18 protein-coding genes and 3 pseudogenes are annotated in these 17,223 nt (G+C 69.0%); 7 read left to right on the top strand and 14 right to left on the bottom strand.

Translation table 11 applies throughout. The features are described 5' to 3' along the window. Position 1 precedes the first annotated feature (1 nt). From H4W30_RS06660 to H4W30_RS06650, 3 genes are read right to left on the bottom strand one after another with little or no spacing between them, the layout of a single operon-like run. Positions 2–1,495 carry a class I adenylate-forming enzyme family protein gene (locus H4W30_RS06660; RefSeq protein ID WP_192741967.1) on the bottom strand — a complete coding sequence of 498 codons (1,494 nt, stop codon included), beginning with the start codon at positions 1,493–1,495 and terminating at the stop codon, positions 2–4. 25 nt (positions 1,496–1,520) lie between these two features. Next, on the bottom strand, positions 1,521–2,648 hold the full coding sequence (locus H4W30_RS06655; RefSeq protein ID WP_192741966.1) for a 3-dehydroquinate synthase II family protein: 1,128 nt from the start codon (positions 2,646–2,648) through the stop codon (positions 1,521–1,523). Continuing rightward, positions 2,645–3,460 carry a 2-amino-3,7-dideoxy-D-threo-hept-6-ulosonate synthase gene (locus H4W30_RS06650; protein WP_318780546.1) on the bottom strand — a complete coding sequence of 272 codons (816 nt, stop codon included), beginning with the start codon at positions 3,458–3,460 and terminating at the stop codon, positions 2,645–2,647. The genes H4W30_RS06655 and H4W30_RS06650 overlap by 4 nt, the downstream gene beginning before the upstream one ends. Positions 3,461–3,550: 90 nt before the next feature. On the opposite strand from H4W30_RS06650, the gene H4W30_RS44130 reads away from it, so the two are divergent. Next, positions 3,551–3,676 (top strand): hypothetical protein, encoded by a 126-nt coding sequence (locus tag H4W30_RS44130; RefSeq protein WP_264082807.1) that lies wholly within the window; start codon positions 3,551–3,553, stop codon positions 3,674–3,676. A 159-nt stretch (positions 3,677–3,835) separates the two neighbouring features. Here H4W30_RS44130 and H4W30_RS06645 read toward each other — a convergent pair whose 3' ends face one another. Further along, positions 3,836–4,000 (bottom strand): hypothetical protein, encoded by a 165-nt coding sequence (locus H4W30_RS06645; RefSeq protein ID WP_192741964.1) that lies wholly within the window; start codon positions 3,998–4,000, stop codon positions 3,836–3,838. Continuing rightward, positions 3,997–4,179, bottom strand: a complete 183-nt coding sequence (locus H4W30_RS06640) for a hypothetical protein (RefSeq protein WP_192741963.1) — start codon at positions 4,177–4,179, stop codon at positions 3,997–3,999. Before H4W30_RS06640 ends, H4W30_RS06645 begins: the two co-directional genes overlap by 4 nt. 105 nt (positions 4,180–4,284) lie before the next feature. Between H4W30_RS06640 and H4W30_RS06635 the strand changes: the two genes are divergently transcribed. Next, complete coding sequence (locus H4W30_RS06635) at positions 4,285–4,629, top strand: DoxX family protein (RefSeq protein WP_192741962.1); 345 nt, start codon at positions 4,285–4,287, stop codon at positions 4,627–4,629. A gap of 260 nt (positions 4,630–4,889) precedes the next feature. Here H4W30_RS06635 and H4W30_RS06630 read toward each other — a convergent pair whose 3' ends face one another. Together H4W30_RS06630 and H4W30_RS06625 are read right to left on the bottom strand one after the other, a co-directional pair. Next, positions 4,890–5,273 carry a hypothetical protein gene (locus H4W30_RS06630; RefSeq protein ID WP_192741961.1) on the bottom strand — a complete coding sequence of 128 codons (384 nt, stop codon included), beginning with the start codon at positions 5,271–5,273 and terminating at the stop codon, positions 4,890–4,892. A 253-nt stretch (positions 5,274–5,526) separates the two neighbouring features. Beyond that, on the bottom strand, positions 5,527–6,363 hold the full coding sequence (locus tag H4W30_RS06625; protein WP_192741960.1) for a helix-turn-helix domain-containing GNAT family N-acetyltransferase: 837 nt from the start codon (positions 6,361–6,363) through the stop codon (positions 5,527–5,529). A 104-nt stretch (positions 6,364–6,467) separates the two neighbouring features. Here H4W30_RS06625 and H4W30_RS06620 point away from each other — a divergent pair, with 104 nt between their 5' ends. Beyond that, on the top strand, positions 6,468–7,805 hold the full coding sequence (locus H4W30_RS06620; protein ID WP_192741959.1) for an FAD-dependent oxidoreductase: 1,338 nt from the start codon (positions 6,468–6,470) through the stop codon (positions 7,803–7,805). A 117-nt stretch (positions 7,806–7,922) separates the two neighbouring features. After that, positions 7,923–8,777: an alpha/beta fold hydrolase gene (locus H4W30_RS06615; protein ID WP_192741958.1), complete on the top strand. Its 855-nt coding sequence runs from the start codon at positions 7,923–7,925 to the stop codon at positions 8,775–8,777. A 48-nt stretch (positions 8,778–8,825) separates the two neighbouring features. On the opposite strand, the gene H4W30_RS06610 is transcribed toward H4W30_RS06615, so the two are convergent. From H4W30_RS06610 to H4W30_RS06600, 3 genes are all read right to left on the bottom strand, one after another. Continuing rightward, on the bottom strand, positions 8,826–9,272 hold the full coding sequence (locus tag H4W30_RS06610; RefSeq protein ID WP_192741957.1) for a hypothetical protein: 447 nt from the start codon (positions 9,270–9,272) through the stop codon (positions 8,826–8,828). A gap of 167 nt (positions 9,273–9,439) precedes the next feature. Next, positions 9,440–10,363 (bottom strand): NADP-dependent oxidoreductase, encoded by a 924-nt coding sequence (locus H4W30_RS06605; protein ID WP_192741956.1) that lies wholly within the window; start codon positions 10,361–10,363, stop codon positions 9,440–9,442. Positions 10,364–10,461: 98 nt separating this feature from the next. After that, entirely contained in the window at positions 10,462–10,842 is a 381-nt protein-coding gene (locus H4W30_RS06600; RefSeq protein WP_192741955.1) for a MerR family transcriptional regulator, read from the bottom strand. Between the two features lie 156 nt (positions 10,843–10,998). On the opposite strand from H4W30_RS06600, the gene H4W30_RS06595 reads away from it, so the two are divergent. Further along, positions 10,999–11,796 (top strand): hypothetical protein, encoded by a 798-nt coding sequence (locus tag H4W30_RS06595; RefSeq protein ID WP_225948797.1) that lies wholly within the window; start codon positions 10,999–11,001, stop codon positions 11,794–11,796. 117 nt (positions 11,797–11,913) lie between these two features. Here H4W30_RS06595 and H4W30_RS06590 read toward each other — a convergent pair whose 3' ends face one another. From H4W30_RS06590 to H4W30_RS44820, 4 genes and pseudogenes are all read right to left on the bottom strand, one after another. Next, positions 11,914–12,888, bottom strand: coding sequence for a glycine betaine ABC transporter substrate-binding protein (locus H4W30_RS06590; RefSeq protein ID WP_192741953.1), 975 nt, complete (start codon positions 12,886–12,888; stop codon positions 11,914–11,916). A gap of 28 nt (positions 12,889–12,916) precedes the next feature. Continuing rightward, positions 12,917–13,435: pseudogene (locus tag H4W30_RS44830) on the bottom strand (ABC transporter permease); the annotation flags it as partial. A gap of 453 nt (positions 13,436–13,888) precedes the next feature. Further along, positions 13,889–14,674 (bottom strand): annotated as a pseudogene (locus H4W30_RS44825) (ABC transporter ATP-binding protein); the annotation flags it as partial. Positions 14,675–14,758: 84 nt separating this feature from the next. Then, positions 14,759–15,253, bottom strand: a pseudogene (locus H4W30_RS44820) (ABC transporter permease); the annotation flags it as partial. Between the two features lie 228 nt (positions 15,254–15,481). Here H4W30_RS44820 and H4W30_RS06580 point away from each other — a divergent pair. Together H4W30_RS06580 and H4W30_RS06575 are read left to right on the top strand one after the other, a co-directional pair. After that, complete coding sequence (locus H4W30_RS06580) at positions 15,482–16,054, top strand: TetR/AcrR family transcriptional regulator (protein WP_192741951.1); 573 nt, start codon at positions 15,482–15,484, stop codon at positions 16,052–16,054. After that, positions 16,051–17,208 (top strand): NADH:flavin oxidoreductase, encoded by a 1,158-nt coding sequence (locus H4W30_RS06575; protein WP_192741950.1) that lies wholly within the window; start codon positions 16,051–16,053, stop codon positions 17,206–17,208. Before H4W30_RS06580 ends, H4W30_RS06575 begins: the two co-directional genes overlap by 4 nt. Positions 17,209–17,223: the final 15 nt, after the last annotated feature.

Here is a 17,223-nt window from a genome sequence, read left to right as displayed (position 1 = left end):
GTCACTCCTCAAGCCCTGATGGACTGGTTCGCTCGGTGCTGTCGGGTGATGCGGTCCGCGCCCGGCGTCGGGCGGCGTGCCAGCGGCGGAACCGGGATCGCGAAGCGTAGGCGGCATAGAGCATTTCCCTGCTTCGGACCAGTTTTCCGTTGTGGGTACGGGGGATCTCCGGAACCAGGTAGACGTCGTCCGGCGAGATGTGCAGTCCGATGTGGTCACTGCACCAGCGGGCCAGCTCCGCTTCACTGACCGCGCCCGCCGTGCCGATGTGGAGCTCCAGCGCCGGTTCGGCGACCACGACCACCTCGGCGACCTCGGCGTGGGTCCGCAGCTTCGCCTCGATCTGGCTCAGGTGCATCTCGCCGATTCCGACGGAGACGGTGGAATCGCCGCGGCCGTGCAGCCGCAGCACACCGGTGGCCGGGTCGAAATCGCACCTGTCGTGGGTGTTCAGCCACCCGTCGGCATAGCGGGACGGTGTTGCGTCCGCTCCCGCGTCCAGCAGGTTCCGCAGGTACGGGGTTTGTGCCGTACGGACCCAGAGCTCACCGTCGTGCAGCTGGATGTCCACCCCGGGGGCGGGCCTGCCCACCGATGGCGGTGGCCAGTTCCCGGCCAGATCGGCGGCGATGATGCCGACCTCGGTGGTGCCGTACGCCTGGCCGATGCGCACGCCGAAGCGTCGCTCGAACTGGTCGGACAGCCGAGGAGGCAGGATCTCCCCGCTGGACACCGCGAGCCGGAACCCCGGCAGCTCCGGCACCTGCTCGACCCGGTTGAGCAGCGACAAATGCCACGGCGTGCCGAACACCGCCTCGGCCGCCGAAGTGGACAGGGTCCGGAGGATCTCGTCAGGCCGGTAGCTCTGCCCGAAAACCAGCCCCACGCCTGCCCGCATCGCGTGCAGGACACCGCCGACCAGGCCGAACGGATGCACCAGTGAGCTGAGCAGGAGGAGCCGCTCACCGCGTCGGGGCATGTGCGGGATGCCACCGAATCGGTCGATCTCGTCCAGCAGGGACTCGGCGGTTCGAGCCACCACCCTCGGCTTGCCGGTGGTTCCGGAGGTGAGCTGCACCAGGCAGTGCTCCGTCTGCGCCGGCAGCCCCTTGCGGCGCGGCTCGATGACGACCTCGCACTCGGAGTGGAACGGCACGATCGCGGAATTCGCCCCGCCCGAGCTGAGATGGTGCTGCGGCTGGCAGAACTCCACCAGCCTGCCGACCTGCTCGCGGGTCAGCCGCGGATCGACCAGGATCACCTGTGCTCCCCGCGACCACAGCGCGAACAGCGCCCACAACAGGGTCAGGCTGGGCAACAGCCGCAACACCACCGTGCTGCCCGGCCCGATACCCGCGATACCGAACACGTTGACCAGTTGCGCCACCCGCTCGCGCAGCTCGCCGTACGACACGTCCCGGCTGCCGGACGCCCAGACGGCGTCGGAAGGCCAGCGGTTCAGCAGCGGAGATCCCCACCAGTGTTCGGTATCCACGATCGTCCCATCCCCCGCGTGGCGCCTACTTCTCGATGCAGAACTCGCCGACTGGCCAGCCGACGTGACGCTTGTCGGTGGCGAGATAGCCGAGCACGTGGTCGCCTGGTTTCAGCTCGGTCACGTTGAGCACGGCGCCGCCCGGACCCAGCACGCGGACATGCCAGTCGTCCTGCACGATCAGGCTCACCGAGTGGCCGTCCTCGGACACCGTTTTGATGGTGAGCAGCGGGCGGGATTCCAGCTTCACCCGGCCCACCACGACGCGCCGGGTCCGCCCGTCCGCGGCGACCGCCAGCACAGTGCTTCCGGCTTGCAGCTCGCTGAGGTAGTTGGTGCGGTTGTCCAGACCGACCGCGTACGAGTGCAGCGCGCCCGCGTTGACCCGGAACGGCCGGGTCGGCATATAGGGCAGCGGGTGGGTTTCGCTGGCACACAAGATGAAACCGTGCGCGTACGAACCGACCAGGATGCCTTCGTCCTTCTCGAAATGGGTGCAGGTGTCCACGCAGACCCGGTCGCCGAGACCGCTGTGCTCGATCGACTCGACCGTCAGCTTGGTCAGGGCGAGCTGCGGGGTTTCGCTACGCAGCAAGCGTTCCAACGCGAAGACCTCTTCGACCTCGCCCGACGCGAGCAGCACGCCTTCGGAGCCCTTCTCCAGCACGTCCAGGATGATCTCGGCCTCGGCCACGTCCTCGGCCGCGCAGATGAGCACACCGGGGCTCTTGTCGGCCGCGGCGATCACGATCTCCAGCGGGATCTTGGTGGGGTCACGGAAGCGGACCACGGTGTAGGGCAGGACCATGGCTGCCGCGCAGGCCAGCTGCAGCGAGGCGTCGTCGGTGATGTAGACATACGCGCCGAGCTGCTGTTCGGCCGTGCCACGCAAGGACTTCAGCCGGTCCAGCTCCGCGGTCGAGCTGATCTCACAGACGAGCACGTCGGCGACCGGGTTGTGTTCGACCACCACAGAGCCCGTGTCGGCGGGCATCGGGCCCACCAGTACCTTCCGCACTGTCGGCGGCAGGGTGGCCAGCACGTCGGGCTTGTCGTCGACCACCGCGTCCACCCGGGCGTGCACCGCGGCGTCCACCACGGCGTCACGCCGCTGTCCGGTCAGCGAACGAAGATCGATCCATGCGAATTTCACGAAGAACCTGCCAATGCTCGTAGCGGATCGGTAAGGGAATTGCCCATGTCCTGATGCACCACCTCGGCGAGCCGCCGGACCATCACGCCCGGCTGCGGGTGCTGGAAGACCCGGCGGCCGATCGCCAGGCCACTGCACCCGGCCGCCATCGCCGCCTGCCCGTAGGCAACCAGGTCGGCGCCGCGGCCAGGGCCGCCTGCCACCAGGACCGGGATGGGGCTGCCGGCTACCACCGCGGCCATCTCCTCGGCCGGGTCGCACCAGGTCGTCTTGACCAGGTCGGCGCCAAGGTCGGCGGCGATGTTGACGACATGGCGCAGGAGCGTGACCTCGTGCGGGTTGTCCACCCGGGGGCCGCGGGGGTAGATCATCGCCAACAGCGGCAGGCCCCACTGATCGCAGCGCGCCGCCACCGCACCCAGATCGGCGAGCTGGGCCGCCTCGGTGTCCGAGCCGATGTTGACGTGCACGCTCACCGCGTCGGCCCCCAGCCGGACGGCGTCCTCGACGTCGGCGACCAGCACCTTTTCGTCCGGATCGCGGCCTTGGGCGGTGCTCGCGCTCATATGCATGATCACCGGGCACTCCGCCAGCAGCGAGGGCGGCAGCGACCGTGCCCTCCCCCGGTGTACGACCAGCGCGTCGGCGCCGCCGGCGATCAGTGACCGCACCAGATCACGGAAGGGGGCCGCGTCGGCGATCGGACCATCCGAGACAGAATGGTCCAGGGGGATGAAGAGAAAACGTCCGTCGCGAAAGCGGGAAAGCCGGTTGAGCCGCACCGCCGTTCCGACGTGGCTGTGACTGGTCACTCCTGACCACTCTCCCTTCGTCATGGCGCCTCCTCCCGTGGTGGCACAGAGCATCTCCCGGCCGGGACAAGGGGATAAGACTCCTCGGATATGCCCATCCGGCTACACCAGGAGCACGGCCGAGGTGGCGAGGTCGCGGGCACGCTCTCGCGGCGGAGCAGCGCCAGCGAGGACGACTTCCGGGAGGGAATCGCCGCGAGCCAGGCACGGCTGTAGCCAACCGGGCCAGGCGAGCCCACCGTCGATGCAGCGCCCCGCCGCCCGCATCGACGACACGGCCGAAGCCCTCTGTATTCGCCAGATTTCGGCGAGCACTACGGCGGCCCCGACACCCAGCCGGTCGCAAACGTCGACGAGAGCCGTCAAGGACCGGGCTCAGGGAATCGCGGTGGACGTCGGCGGAGCGGCTCGTCTGGACTGGGCCGGTGTGCCGACGACGCTCCATTGTGGATGGAGGTCGCGACCCGGCGGCTTCGACGTCCGCGTCGACTGCGCGCGGGGATCGAGCACGGTGAGCGGCGGGCGGCTCGTGGTCGTCACCGATACCGGGCACCGGGCCGAGACGCACCCAGCAGAGCTAGCACCGACAGGTCTACAGCGGGCGCGACCAAGGGAGCGACCCGACCGGATACGCCGAGCCGAAGACCGAAGGCCAGGACGTTGCCGAAACCGAAGAGGAACGTCAGGCCCACGATCACACCGAGGACTTCCTTGTGCACTCAGGAAGCCTTGAAGTAGATCGTCGTCGCTGTTACCTCTGAACCGGCTCATCCGTCATAGAGGCGGAAGCGCCCTATTGGCTGAGACCCCTGGAGCCGTGGCCCATGACTATTGTCTACGTCATCTTCGCCGTAACGACCATCGCGTACTGCCTGTTTTCGGCCGGTGCCGACTTCGTGCGGTGGGAACATGTCGGCGTCGCCATGGACACGGTCGGCGTGCCTCGGCGGTGGATGCCCTGGCTGGGAGTCCCCAAGGCAGTGGCCGCACTGGGGCTGCTCATCGGTTTCTGGATACCGACGATCGCCATCGCCGCCGCGGCCGGTCTCGTTCTCTTCTTCGGTGCGGCCATCGTGACCCACTTGAGAGCACGCGACTACTCCTTTGGCCTGCAATACCCGTTTCTCCTCCTGGCCATCGCTACTTTGGCCTTGGGCACTGCCGTCTGAGGAGCGCCCCGTGACCGCTCTGTGCCGTGAGAGTGCGGATCCGGTGCGGCGCGCGGGGCCGTCGAAGAGGTCTGCGCGCTCATCGACCCGGCCTGCCGCGCCTACCTCGAAGGCGTCCCGTTCAGCCTGCTCGGCCGGACGACCACCTGCGGCACGCCTTAATGTGTCCGTCCTTAGTGGACTGAGCGACAGGGCGCCGTCAAGGCCCTGACCTCATACCTCACCCGCCGACGGGCCGCACCGCACTCGCCGGTCGCGCATCAAACTCCGCCGCCGCCCGACAGCGGGGACACGTTGAAGCTGTAGTAGTTCTTGTGGGACTCCGACCGGCTCCCGGAATTGTCCGGCGGGAAGATGGCGTCGATGAACAGGCCGCCGCCGCAGTTGGGCTCGGAGAACAGGTTGAGCGCCGACGACTTGGTCCGGTTCGCCAGGTAGTCGGCCTTCTCCCCGAGCAGGCCATGGACGTTGTAGCAAACACGGGGTTTCAGATCGTGGATGGCGACCGGGATCGGCACCGTCGGTGCCGACCAGATGGCACGGTCGGCGGACGGATGCGCGTTCGCGCTGCCGGCCGTGGCGGTCAGCAATACGGCGGACACGCCCAGCGCACCCACACCGGACAGAACATGGCGGACGACCATCCCGGAACCTCCCAGACCAGCTTGACCCTGACCCGGAATGCTGCCAGAGAGCCCCGCCTGCCGGAAGGCCGCCTTCACGGCACGCCGCGGTGCCACATAGCGCCTCCCATGGATATGCCAGGCGCGAGCGTTCTGCTCCGAGATCGGACGTTGCCGCGTTTCGGCACTTGATCGTCGTCGATTTTCGTCAGTCGTGCCTCAGCCCTCAACTAACAAACCTGGCCCTGCGGGTGCCGAGGTACGAGGTATCTAGCTAGTCGGACCTGCGGCGTTCGAGGAAAACGGTGTCGTGCCAGACGCCGTCGCGTTGGGCGATGCGCTCGCGGATGCCGACGGTGCGGTAGCCGGCGCTGTGGTGCAAGGCGATGCCGGCGCGGTTGTCGGTGAAGATCGAGGTCTGCAGGGTCCAGAGCCCGGCGGCGTCGGCTTCGGTGACCTGTTTGAAGAGCAGCGCTTTGCCCACGCCGCGGCCGCAGTGGCTTTCGGCGACATAGACCGATGTCTCGGCGACACCCTGGTAGCACTCGCGCGGTGAGACCGGGATGGCGGCGGTCCAGCCGACGACCTCGCCGTCGATTTCGGCGACCCAGCGATGCCCGGTCAGCCATTTCGCGTCGAGAGCCTTCCGCGTCGGGACTTCGGTTTCGAAGGTGGCGAGTCCGGTGGCCAAACCTTCGGCGTAGATCCGGCGCACCGCGGTCCAGTCGTCATCGCGTTGGGCGCGAAGGAGCACGTCGTCAGGCAGGTTGTCCGGGCAGCAGGGTCGCGGGGCGAGCAGGCCCATGACCGCGTCGGCCGCGTGCGGGAGTCCACTACAGCACGCCTGGTTGATCGTCACGACCGTCGCGGTGCCCTCTTTGCGCAGATGCACGAAACCCACATCGGCCAGCTTCCGGACGTGATGCGAGCACGTCGACTGGCTGGTCCCGAGGATCTCGGTCAGCGCACCCACGGTGAGACCGCGCGGCGCGGTCGCGACCGCGTGCAGCAGTTTCACCCGCGTCGGCTCGGCCAAGCAGGCGAACCACCCGGCGTACGTCGCGGCTTCGCGTTCGGGCAGGAGACCGGCGAGGGGAACGACCGTCGTCATGCCAAACAGTATCGACCAGAATCGATGGTTGCGTCAATCGACCCGCGTCGATACAGTCCCTCACATCGCTTCAATCGAGATGGATCGATGAAAGGTGCATGGGGATGAACGAGCTGCCCGTCGTGGTGATCGGGGCCGGGCCGGTGGGGCTGGCGGCCGCCTCCGAGCTGGTGGAGCGGGGTTTCAAGCCGCTGGTCCTGGAGCGGGGCGCGCAAGCGGGTTCGGACGTGGCGGCGTGGCATCACGTGCGGTTGTTCTCGCCGTGGTCCGAACTCGTCGCCCCCGCGGCCGGACGGCTGCTGGAGACGACCGGCTGGACCCGGCCGGACGGCGAGGCGTACCCGACGGGCTCCGACTGGGCCGGCCTGTATCTGCGACCGCTGGCGGCGGCGCTCGGTGACCGGGTCCGCTTCGGCGCCGAGGTGATCGGCGTCGCCCGCCGGGGACGAGACCGGGTCGTGGACAGCGGCCGTGACGACGAGCCGTTCACCGTGCACGTCCGCGCCGCCGACGGCGCGGAGGAGTGGATCGCGGCGCGGGCCGTGATCGACGCGTCCGGCACGTGGTCGACGCCCAACCCGCTCGGCGGTGAAGGTCTCCCCGCCGTCGGTGAGCGTGCGGCGGCGAAGCGGATCGCTTACCGGGTCCCGAATCTGGGCGACGAGGCGGTGCGGGCGCGGTATTCGGGCAAGCACGTGGTGGTCGCCGGGAGCGGACATTCGGCACTGACCGCGCTGGTCGCCTTGTCCGGCCTCGCGAAGGACGGCACGCGGATCAGCTGGGTGCTGCGCCGCGGCGCGGTCGGCAACACCTTCGGCGGCGGTGAGGCCGATCAGCTTCCCGCGCGGGGCGCTCTCGGCCTGCGTGCCCGGGAAGCCGTGGAATCCGGGCTGATCACGGTGATGACCGGGTTCCGCACCGAGGCGGTCGAACGCGGCACCGAGGGACGGCTGACCCTGATCTCCGCCGACGGGCAGCGGATCGAGCAGGTCGACGAGGTCGTGACCTTGTCCGGTTTCCGGCCCGACCTGACCTGGCTGTCGGAGATCCGGCTGGAGCTGGATCCGACACTGCAGGCGCCGGTCGCTCTCGCGCCGCTGATCGACCCGAACGTCCACTCGTGCGGAACCGTGTATCCCCACGGCGCCAAGGAACTCGCGCATCCGGAGAAGGACTTCTACCTGGCGGGGATGAAGAGTTACGGCCGGGCACCGACGTTCCTGGCGATGACCGGGTACGAGCAGGTTCGCAGTATCGCCGCCCAGCTGGCCGGCGACCATGAAGCGGCCGCGCGGGTCGAACTGCGCATGGCCGAGACCGGCGTCTGCGGCGGCGCGGGCCTGTTCGACGAGCCGGACGACGCACCGGCCGCCAGTGGCTGCTGCGCGACCCCGGAGCCGGACGTCTTCACACTGTCCGCGCCGTCGGCCGCGGTGCGCTGACCGCCACCCATTGCGGGCGGCCCGACGCACTCCCCTGGGCGCCACCATCCGGCCCCGCGCGCGGTAACAGGAGTTGCCTGATCGCGTCGTCGAGTACCGATGAGCCATCATGCCCGCATGACCGAGGCTCACCTTCACACCACCATCGCCGAGTTGCACGGCGGAGTGGTCGAGTACAGGTTCGAACGACGGACCGGTCCCGCGGTGGTGATATTCCACGGCGGCCACATGAACGCCGGGCTCGCGCTCGGCGAAGACACCTTCGCCGATGACGATTACTCGGTGCTCGTGCCCTCTCGACCGGGCTACGGGCGTACTCCGCTCTCGACCGGCAAGACGACCGGTGGGTTCGCGGACGTCACCCGGTCGTTGTGCGCGCACCTCGGTATCGACCGCGTCGCGGCCGTCGTCGGTATCTCGGCCGGCGGTCCGACCGCGATGGCGATGGCCGCGCGCCATCCTGACCTGGTGGAGCGAGTCGTCCTCCAAAGCGCGGTCGGCCCACTGCCGTGGCCGGACCGCCGAACCCGTATCGGCGCTCGTCTCGCGTTCGGTTCCACCACCGAGCGCCTTACGTGGTCAGCGGTGCGCGCACTCATGCGCACCGCCCCAGACGTCGGCCTGCGTACCCTGCTGAGCGACCTCTCCACCCGACCCGCCCGTCAAGCCTTGACGAACCTTTCGCCCGCGAACCGCGAGATGTTGCTCAGCCTGTTCGCCGGAATGGGGTCCGGCCACGGATTCCTCAACGACCTCGGCGAAAACGGGAAGACCTGCGGTGAGGTCACGCAGCCGACGTTGGTGCTCGCCAGCCGGAACGATGGTTCGGTGCCCTTCACCCATGCCGAGGCACTCGCCGCCACCATCCGCGACAGCAGGCTCGTCGAGAGCGCCGCTGCCAGCCACTTCATCTGGCTGGGCGAGGACTGGCCGGCGCTCAGCGCCGAGATCCGTCGATTCCTTGCCGGCTGACCCTACAGCCGACTCGCCACCAGGGCGCTGCCGCCGGATCGGGGCTCTTCAGCCGATTCGCTCGAAGACGAGGTCGTAGTCCTTGCGCCAGGTCGATCCGCGGTCTTCGGAGGCTTCCCAGCGTCCGGCGATCCGGTCGGGTTCGACGTCGGCGACGAAGCGTTGGTACATGTCGGGGTCTTCGCGATTCAGGATCCAGCGGGTGCCGTCGAAGGTCATGGCGAAGACCCGGCAGACACCTCGTTCGTCGTGGTAGAGGGCCGTATAGGCGTCGCGGCTGTCGCTGCGGCCGAGAACGAGGGTCAGCTCGCTCCCGGCTTGGCCGTCTTCGTCGCCCATGGTCCAGCGTAGAACCACGAATGCATCACCGAGCCACTCGACAGTCGCCGAACCCGGCACCTCCTGACCGGCCGGTTCCAGGAACCAGGCGTCGCTCAGCGTCGTCCGCCACGTCCCGACCAGGATGGACAGCTGTTCCATGGTCTTGTTGCGCATCGTTTCTCCTGACGTCGAGTCGCGGCGAGCACATGCTCGACCAGTACATCAGGCTGCTCACGCGATTACGCGAGATTCGCCGTGTTGGGCGCGTTCAGACCTGGGTCGGACGACCGAGGCGATCCTCGAAAGTCCACTATGGACGGTTGCCGGCGGCAAGGCTTCCGTCATGCCACCTTGATGACCACTTTGCCCGAGGCGTGACCGTTCTCGACGGTGGCGAGGGCGGCGGGGGCGTCGGAGAGCGGGTGGATCGCGGTGATCACGGGTGTGAGGACGCCGTCGAGGGCCAGCCGGGCGGCCCGCTCCAGGTTCGCCCGGTCGAGGCGCCTCTCGACGAATCGGCCACCGAGGTCGGGCACCGACATGTCACCCACGGAGATGACGTTGCGGGACTCCCGGGCCAGTGGAGCGACCGTCCGCAGCGAGGTGCCCCCGGCCAGATCGACGATCCCGTCGAAACCGTCCGGAACCAGCTCGCGGGCCACCGCGACGACGTCCTCGGCGGTGTAGTCGATGAACCGCACCCCGATGGCTTCGGCGTGCTCGCGTTTGGCGGTGCTCCCGGTGCCGATCACCCGTAGTTCCCGCCCGATGGCCAGCCCGGAGACAGCGAGGCCGACGCCGCCTCCGACACCGTTGACCAGGACCGTGGCACCCGCCGGGAGACCGAGCTGGTCGAGCACGTCCACCGCGGTCGTCCCGGCCACCGGCAGCGTCGCCGCCACGGTCGCGGACAGGCCCACCGGGATACGCGCGGTGTTCGGCGCGGACAGCACCGTCGTCTCGGCATAAGTACCGCCGCCGGTGAGGGCGAAGCCGAATACCGCGTCACCCACGTCGAGCCCGTCGACGTCCTCGCCCAGGGCGAGCACGGTTCCGGCCGCCTCCATGCCCAGCACGCGGGGGAACGGACGCCCACCGTCGAGCCCGGGGACCAGACCCGAGCGCACCGCGTGATCGAGGGGGTTCACGCCGGCGACGTCGATCCGGATAAGGACCTCACCGCGGCCGGGGACGGGATCGGGACGATCGAAGAACTCCTGCACCTCGGGGCCGCCATGCTCGCCGAAACCCCATGCCTGTCCCATTTTCCGCCGCCTCCTGGATGACCGGCCCGGTGGTCCCGGGCGCTGACGTCATCCTCACCGCTGACATCGGTGTAAGGGGCAAGCGGCTGAGGTGCGGGTCACAGCCGCGAGGCGTGGGACAGTTTCTCCCTGTGCTTGCTGTTGGCTTCGATCAACAGGTCGAGGGCGTCCCGGGTTTCGATCAGGTGCGCGATGTCGGCGTCGATCCGGTCGCGCCGGCGCATCATCGCCGTGAACGTCTCCTCGGCGACGCCGAGGTCGTCGGGGATGTCCACGCACGGCAGCACGGTCGCGATCATCTGGCTGGACAAACCCGCGTCGAACAGTTGCCGGATGAGCGACACTCGCTGAACTTCGGCGTCGGAATAGTGGCGCTGCCCCGCGCCGGAACGTGAACTGGTCAGCAGGCCTTGCTCTTCGTAGTACCGCAGGGAGCGCGGACTCACGCCCGTGCGTTTGGACAGCTCGCCGATCCGCATCCCCGAAAGCCTACGCCCGCGTGTTCCGCCCCGATGCCACTGACCGGGAAGCGGCAGTTTTGGCGCGCGGGGGTCACAATCGCTCCGCATTCTGTGACACTTTGACGGGCTGTGTCCCGCAGCGACAGCGCGAGAAGGGAATCTGCTTTGTCCGGAATGCTCAACAGACGCAAGGCGCTCGCTCTCGGTGGTGGTGCCGCGCTCGGCGTCATGGCCGCCGGTACCGGCACGGCTTCCGCCGCGACGGGATGGATCCGCCTGCCGATCGTCACCGCCAACGTCGGCCGCGACAACCTCGGGGCGCGCGAGGCCGCGATCGACGCCGTCCGCAACTGTGACCCCCTGGTGCGGCCTCTGGTCGGCTGGCAGGAGATCAACGAGGGCGACACCGGTGAGCCCGCGATGATCGACCACTACTTCGGGCCCCTCTACAACAACGCGTTCCTGCGGCACAACTCGTCGTTCCGGATCCCGATCTCGATCCCGCAGCCGTGGGAGGTGGCGAGCTCGAAGACCACGTATGTACACGGCGGCATCACCGGGGTGACCCCGCCGCGCTGGATCAACGAGGTCGTGGTGCGGCACCAGAGCCACCCGACGCTCCAGTTCGCGCTGATCAACTCGCACTACATCGCGAACGCGTACAACGGCGACCAGCGCGCCGACCTGCGTGACGAGTGGAACGAGCACAAGAGGATCCACGCCAGTCGCGTGCTCGCGCACCACAACGTCGGGCGGCTGGTCTTCTGGACCGCGGATGTCAACAACCCGAACTACTACAAGGCCACCGGTCTGGAAGCGGAGCGCCGTTGCTTCGGCACGGGGATCGACCGCATCAACTGGCTGGCAGGCAACGGCGTCGTCCAGGAGCAGTTCATCGACACCAAGACCGTGGACATGCGCGTGGACGGGCATGACGCCCGGGTCGCCGTCTTCCAGGTCCGCTTGGCCTGACGGCACGCACGGGCCGGGCACCCCGCCCGGCCCGTGCCATGGCCCGGGTTGCAGCTTCGTCATCCGCGGCGAGCTGGTCCATACGCATCGCGGGCTGGAAATCGGAATGTCAACGGTTCAGCTGATGAAACCCCCGGCCTTGAGCCAATCGTGGGCGACCGTGGCGGGCTTCTGGCCGTCGACGCTGACCTTCTTGTTCAGATCCGTGAGCGTCGCGGTGTCCAGCTTCGCGGCGATCGGCGTGAAGACCTGCTCCAGCTGCGGGTATTTCTGGGCGAGCGGGGTGGCGATCGTGATCGCGGGGTTGTACGTCGGGAAGAAGTGCTTGTCGTCCTCGAGCACGGTGAGCTGCTGCGCGGCAACGCGTCCGTCGGTGGAGGCGACCGAGCCGAAACCGCACGGCTCCCCCTTGCCGATGCTCGGGTAGACGACGGCGTCGTTGAGCAGGTGCACCTGCGGGTCGGGCAGGGTGAACCCGTAGGTCTTCGCCAGGCCGGGGAATCCGTCGTCCCGGCTCTTGAACTCCGGGCCCATACAGGTCGAGGCCGCGGCCGGGTCGCGCTTCACCAGGGCCGCGTAGTCGGACAGCGTCTTGACGCCGGTCCGGGCCAGTGTCGCCGGGTTGCCGGCGAGGGCGTAGGTGTCGTTCGCCGGCGAGCGTGCCCACCAGGTGACGCCGTTGGCGATATCGGCTTGTTTGACCGCGTCGTACTGCGCCTGCGGGTCGCTGATCGGCTTGGTCTGGTTGAGGTAGCTGATCCAGGCGGTGCCGGTGTATTCCCAGTAAAGGTCGACCGCGCCGCTGGTGAGCGCCTGGCGGACGTTGCTCGATCCGGTGATGTTGGTCTTGTCCTGCGGGCTCGCCCCGGCCGCCTGCAGTGCGACGATGGCGATCTGGCCGAGTAGCAGCTGCTCGTCGAACTCCTTGGAGCTGACCCGGATCTGGGCGCCGTTCAGCGCGTCGATCTTCTTGATGGATCCCGCGCCCACCTGGGCGCCAGTCTCGTCCTTGCCGATCGTGCAGCCTGCCGAGAGCGCCGCCGCCGTGACGAGCGCGAGCACCGCGGCGGTCGTGCGCTGGAGCATCCGCATGGGTTGGTCCTCCTTGAGGTCGGTCGAGCTACATGCCGCGCGGGTGCAAAATCTCTTCGGCGACCAGCCCCAGCCAGTCGACGAAGAGCGCCAGTACGGCGACGATGACGCCGAAGGTCAAGCTCAGCATCGGGCGGTACAGCCCGATTCCGGCGACGAGCCCGCCGCCGAGTCCGCCGCCGTCGATGAACGTCGCCAGCGTCGCGCTCGCGACGGTGAGCACCAGCGCGGTCCGGATCCCGGCGAGGATCACCGGGACCGCGAGCGGCAGTTCGATCCGCCACAGGATGGCCGTCTTGCCCATTCCCATGCCTCGCGCGGCGTCGACGAGGGTCGGGTCGACGCCGTCGAGCCCGACGATCGTGTTGCGCAGCACCGGCAAGGTCGCGTAGACGACGAGTGCCGTCACCGCCGTCGCGGTGCCCGTGCCGATCCAGAGCGCGAGCAGCACGACGAGCCCGATCGACGGGATCGCCTGGCCGAGATTGCCCAGCCCCAGCCCGATCGGCCTGGCCCAGCGGGCGCCGGCGCGGGTGAGCAGGATGCCGAGCGGGAGGGCGATCGCGATGGTGCACGCCGTCGAGATCGCGGTGAGCCGCAGGTGCGCGCCCAGTTCGGTGAAGATCTCGCCGGCGTTGAGAAAACGCTGTTCGATCGAGTCGAGCGGATGCGCACGCACGATCAGGAAGAGCGTCAGCAGGGTGACGATCAACAGGACCGGGCGCACCAGAAGCCCGAGCCGTCGCCGGCGAGGCCGCGCGGGCTCGTTGGTGTCCGGACCCGCGACAGGCGCCTCCTCGGCGGCCGGGACCACGGGCGCCTCGTCGATGGGTCGCAGCGCCGCGACGAGGCTGGACACGTCGCACACCCCCAGCGGCTGCCCGGAGCTGTCCTCGGTGACCACGACCGAGGTGCTGCCGGTCCGCACCATCACGTCCAGCACGTCCCGCAGGGTGACGTCGGGCCGGACCGGAGGCAGGCCGTCCGGCCCGGTCGCCGGCCGGAGCTCCAGGTCACCCACCCGGATCAGCGCGAGCCGCTTGAGGTTCCGCTTCGGCCCGACGAAGCTCGCGACGTAATCGTCCGCCGGCGCGGCGAGGATCGCCTGGGGCGTGTCGTACTGCGCGATCACCGATCGCGGCCGCAGCACGGCGATCCGGTCGCCGACCTTCAGCGCCTCGTCGAAGTCGTGCGTGACGAACACGATCGTCTTGCGCACTTCCCGTTGCAGGCGAAGGAATTCGTCCTGCAACCGGGCACGGGTGATCGGGTCGGTGGAGCCGAACGGCTCGTCCATCAGCATGACCGGCGGGTCCGCGGCCATCGCCCGCGCCACCCCGACGCGCTGCTGCTGGCCGCCGGAAAGCTCGCGCGGGTACCGGACGCCGTGCTCGCGGGTCAGGCCGACGACGTCGAGCAGCTCGCGCACCCGGTCGGCGATGCGTCGCCGGGTCCAGCCGAGCAGCCGCGGCACCACACCGATGTTGGCGTCCACGCGCAGGTGCGGGAAAAGCCCGATCTGCTGGATGACGTAACCGGTGTTCCGGCGGTGTTCGTCGAGGTCGAGCGCCGACACGTCGGTGCCGCCGATCGTGACGACGCCCGCGGTGGGCTCGACTAGCCGGTTGATCATCCGCATGGTCGTCGTCTTGCCGCACCCCGAAGGGCCGGCCAGCACGACGATCTCACCCGCGGGGATGCGCATCGTCAGGTTTTCGACCGCCGGTACCGCTCGTCCGGGGTAGTGCTTGCTGAGGTCCCGCAACTCGATCGTCTCACCGTCCATTCCGGCGGCTCTCCCCTTCGTCGGCGGGGCCGCCTCTCGGAGGGCGCGGGGACGTCGCCGTGTCGTCAGCTTGCCGACCACCACGAAGGCCAGGTCGAACAGCAGCGCCAGCACCATGATCCCGAGCGTCCCGGTGAGTACCTGGTTCAGGGAGTTGACCGAGCCGAACCGGCCGAGCCCGTCGAAGATCTGGTTGCCGAGGCCGGGGCCCTTGACATACGCCCCGATGGCCGCGATACCGATCGTGATCTGCGTCGAGACCCGGATGCCGGAAAGGATCACCGGCCAGGCGAGCGGCAACCGCACCCGGAACAGCAGCCGCAGGCGGCCGAGCCCCATCCCCCGCGCCGCGTCCACCACGGCCGGATCGACGCCGCGCAGCCCGACGATCGTGTTGCGCGTGATCGGCAGGAGCGCATAGAGCACCAGAGCGAACAGGACATTCGTCAGCCCCAGCCCGAACGGGCCGATCAGGATGCCCAGCAGCGCGATCGACGGGACGGTCAGGAACGCCGCCGTCGTCGTGGTCGCCATCGCGCCGAGCCAGCGCCGCCGGTAGGTGAGCAGGCCGATCGTCATGCCGACCAGCACGGCGAGTCCCATCGCCGCCAGGGTGAGATCCACGTGCAGGATCGCGTCGTTCACGACGTCGATCCAGTTCTCCCGGAGGTACTCCGACAGGCTCAGGGCGGCACTCCTCGACGTCGCAGGAAGAAAATCGCCGACCACAGCCCAACATGGCCGCGGGGTTCCTGTCCAGTTCAATCAGTGATTGATTCGGTGATGGAACTATGGTGTGCTGCACGAATGCCCAGCACCGACGCCACCACCCGGGAACGACTGCTGACCGTCGCCGAGCGACTGTTGCTGGAATCCGGGCACGACGCGGTGTCCGTCCGCGCGATCAACAGCGCGGCCGGCATGAATCCGGCGGCGGTCCACTATCACTTCGGGTCGAAGGACGCCTTGATCGCCGCGCTGCTGGAAGCCCGGCTCGCGCCGGTGTGGCAGCGGCGGCTCGACGAGATCACGGAGCGGCGGCGGGGCGGTTGGGTGCCCACGGTGGCGGAACTGGTCGACCTCGTCGTGACCCCCCTCGCCGAGCTGGCCGCGGACCCGGTCGGGCAGCTGCGGTTGCGGCTGCTGGCGCGGTTCGTGCTGGGACGGCGGGAGCAGGCTTGGACTTCGCGGTGGTTCGGGCTGGGGCCGTGGATCGAGCTGCTGCGGGACGCGCGACCGGAGCTGTCGAAGGCAGGCGCGGCACACCGGTGGCTGCTCGCCTTCGGCCTGGTGCTGCAGTTCTTCGCTGACGAGATGCCGGGCGAGGTGCCGGTCGGGACGCTGCGCGCGTTCCTCACCGCGGGCTTGGCGGGGTCATGACCGACGTCTTCGCGCCCGCGCGGCTGGGTCCGGTGCGGCTGCGCAACCGGATCATCAAGGCCGCGACCTTCGAGGGAGCGACCCCGGACGCCGTCGTCACCGATCGGCTGATCGAGTTCCACCGGCGGGTTGCCCGCGGTGGCGCGGGGATGACGACGGTCGCGTACTGCGCCGTGTCTCCGGAGGGCCGGACCGACCGGCACCAGATCTGGATGCGCGACGAGGCCGTACCGGGGCTGCGTCGCCTCACCGACGCGGTGCACGCCGAGGGTGCGGCGGTGAGCGCGCAGATCGGGCACGCGGGGCCGGTCGCGAACGCGGCGTCGAACCGGTCCCCCGCGCTGGCGCCGGGGCGGTTCCCGAATCCGCTGGGGATGCGGATGACACAGGCGGCCACGGAACACGATCTGAACCGGGTCGTGCGCGCACACGCGACAGCCACGCGAGTGGCGATCGAGGCAGGCTTCGACGCCGTCGAGATCCACTTCGGACACAATTATCTGGTCAGTTCGTTCCTCAGTCCCCGCTTGAACCGCAGGCGGGACTCCTACGGCGGATCGCTCGAGAACCGGGCCCGGCCGGCGCTGGAGATCGCACGGGCGGTCCGGGACGTGGCCGGTCACCGGATCGCGGTGACCGCGAAGCTCAACATGGACGACGGGGTGCCGGGCGGGTTCTGGCTGGACGAAAGCGTCCGGGTCGCGCGGTGGCTGGAGGCGGACGGGTCCGTCGACGCGCTCGAACTGACGGCGGGCAGTTCGCTGCTGAACCCGATGTACCTGTTCACCGGGGACGCGCCGGTACGGGAGTTCTCCGCGCGATTCCCTCGGCCGTTGCGGTGGGGCGTCCGGGCGGCGGGTGGCGCCTTCCTGCGCGGTTACCCGTTCCAGGAGGCGTATCTGCTGGACCGGGCACGTCAGTTCCGCGCGGCGCTGGACCTGCCGCTGATCCTGCTCGGCGGGATCACGCGGCTGGAGACGATGGAGCAGGCGATGGCGGAGGGCTTCGCGTTCGTCGCGATGGCGCGGGCGCTGCTGCGCGAACCCGATCTGCCGCTGCGGCTGCGATCCGGGGCGCGCTCGCTGTGCGTGCACTGCAACAAGTGCATGCCGACGATCTACCGCGGGACGCACTGCGTGCTGGAGGCTCGATGATCGCGGTGACGGGTT

Origin of the sequence: Amycolatopsis roodepoortensis, assembly GCF_014873915.1 — a bacterium.
Taxonomy (GTDB): Bacteria; Actinomycetota; Actinomycetes; order Mycobacteriales; family Pseudonocardiaceae; genus Amycolatopsis; species Amycolatopsis roodepoortensis.
The sequence above is the reverse complement of the archived record's forward strand: the minus strand, read 5'-3'. Positions and strand labels throughout refer to the sequence as shown.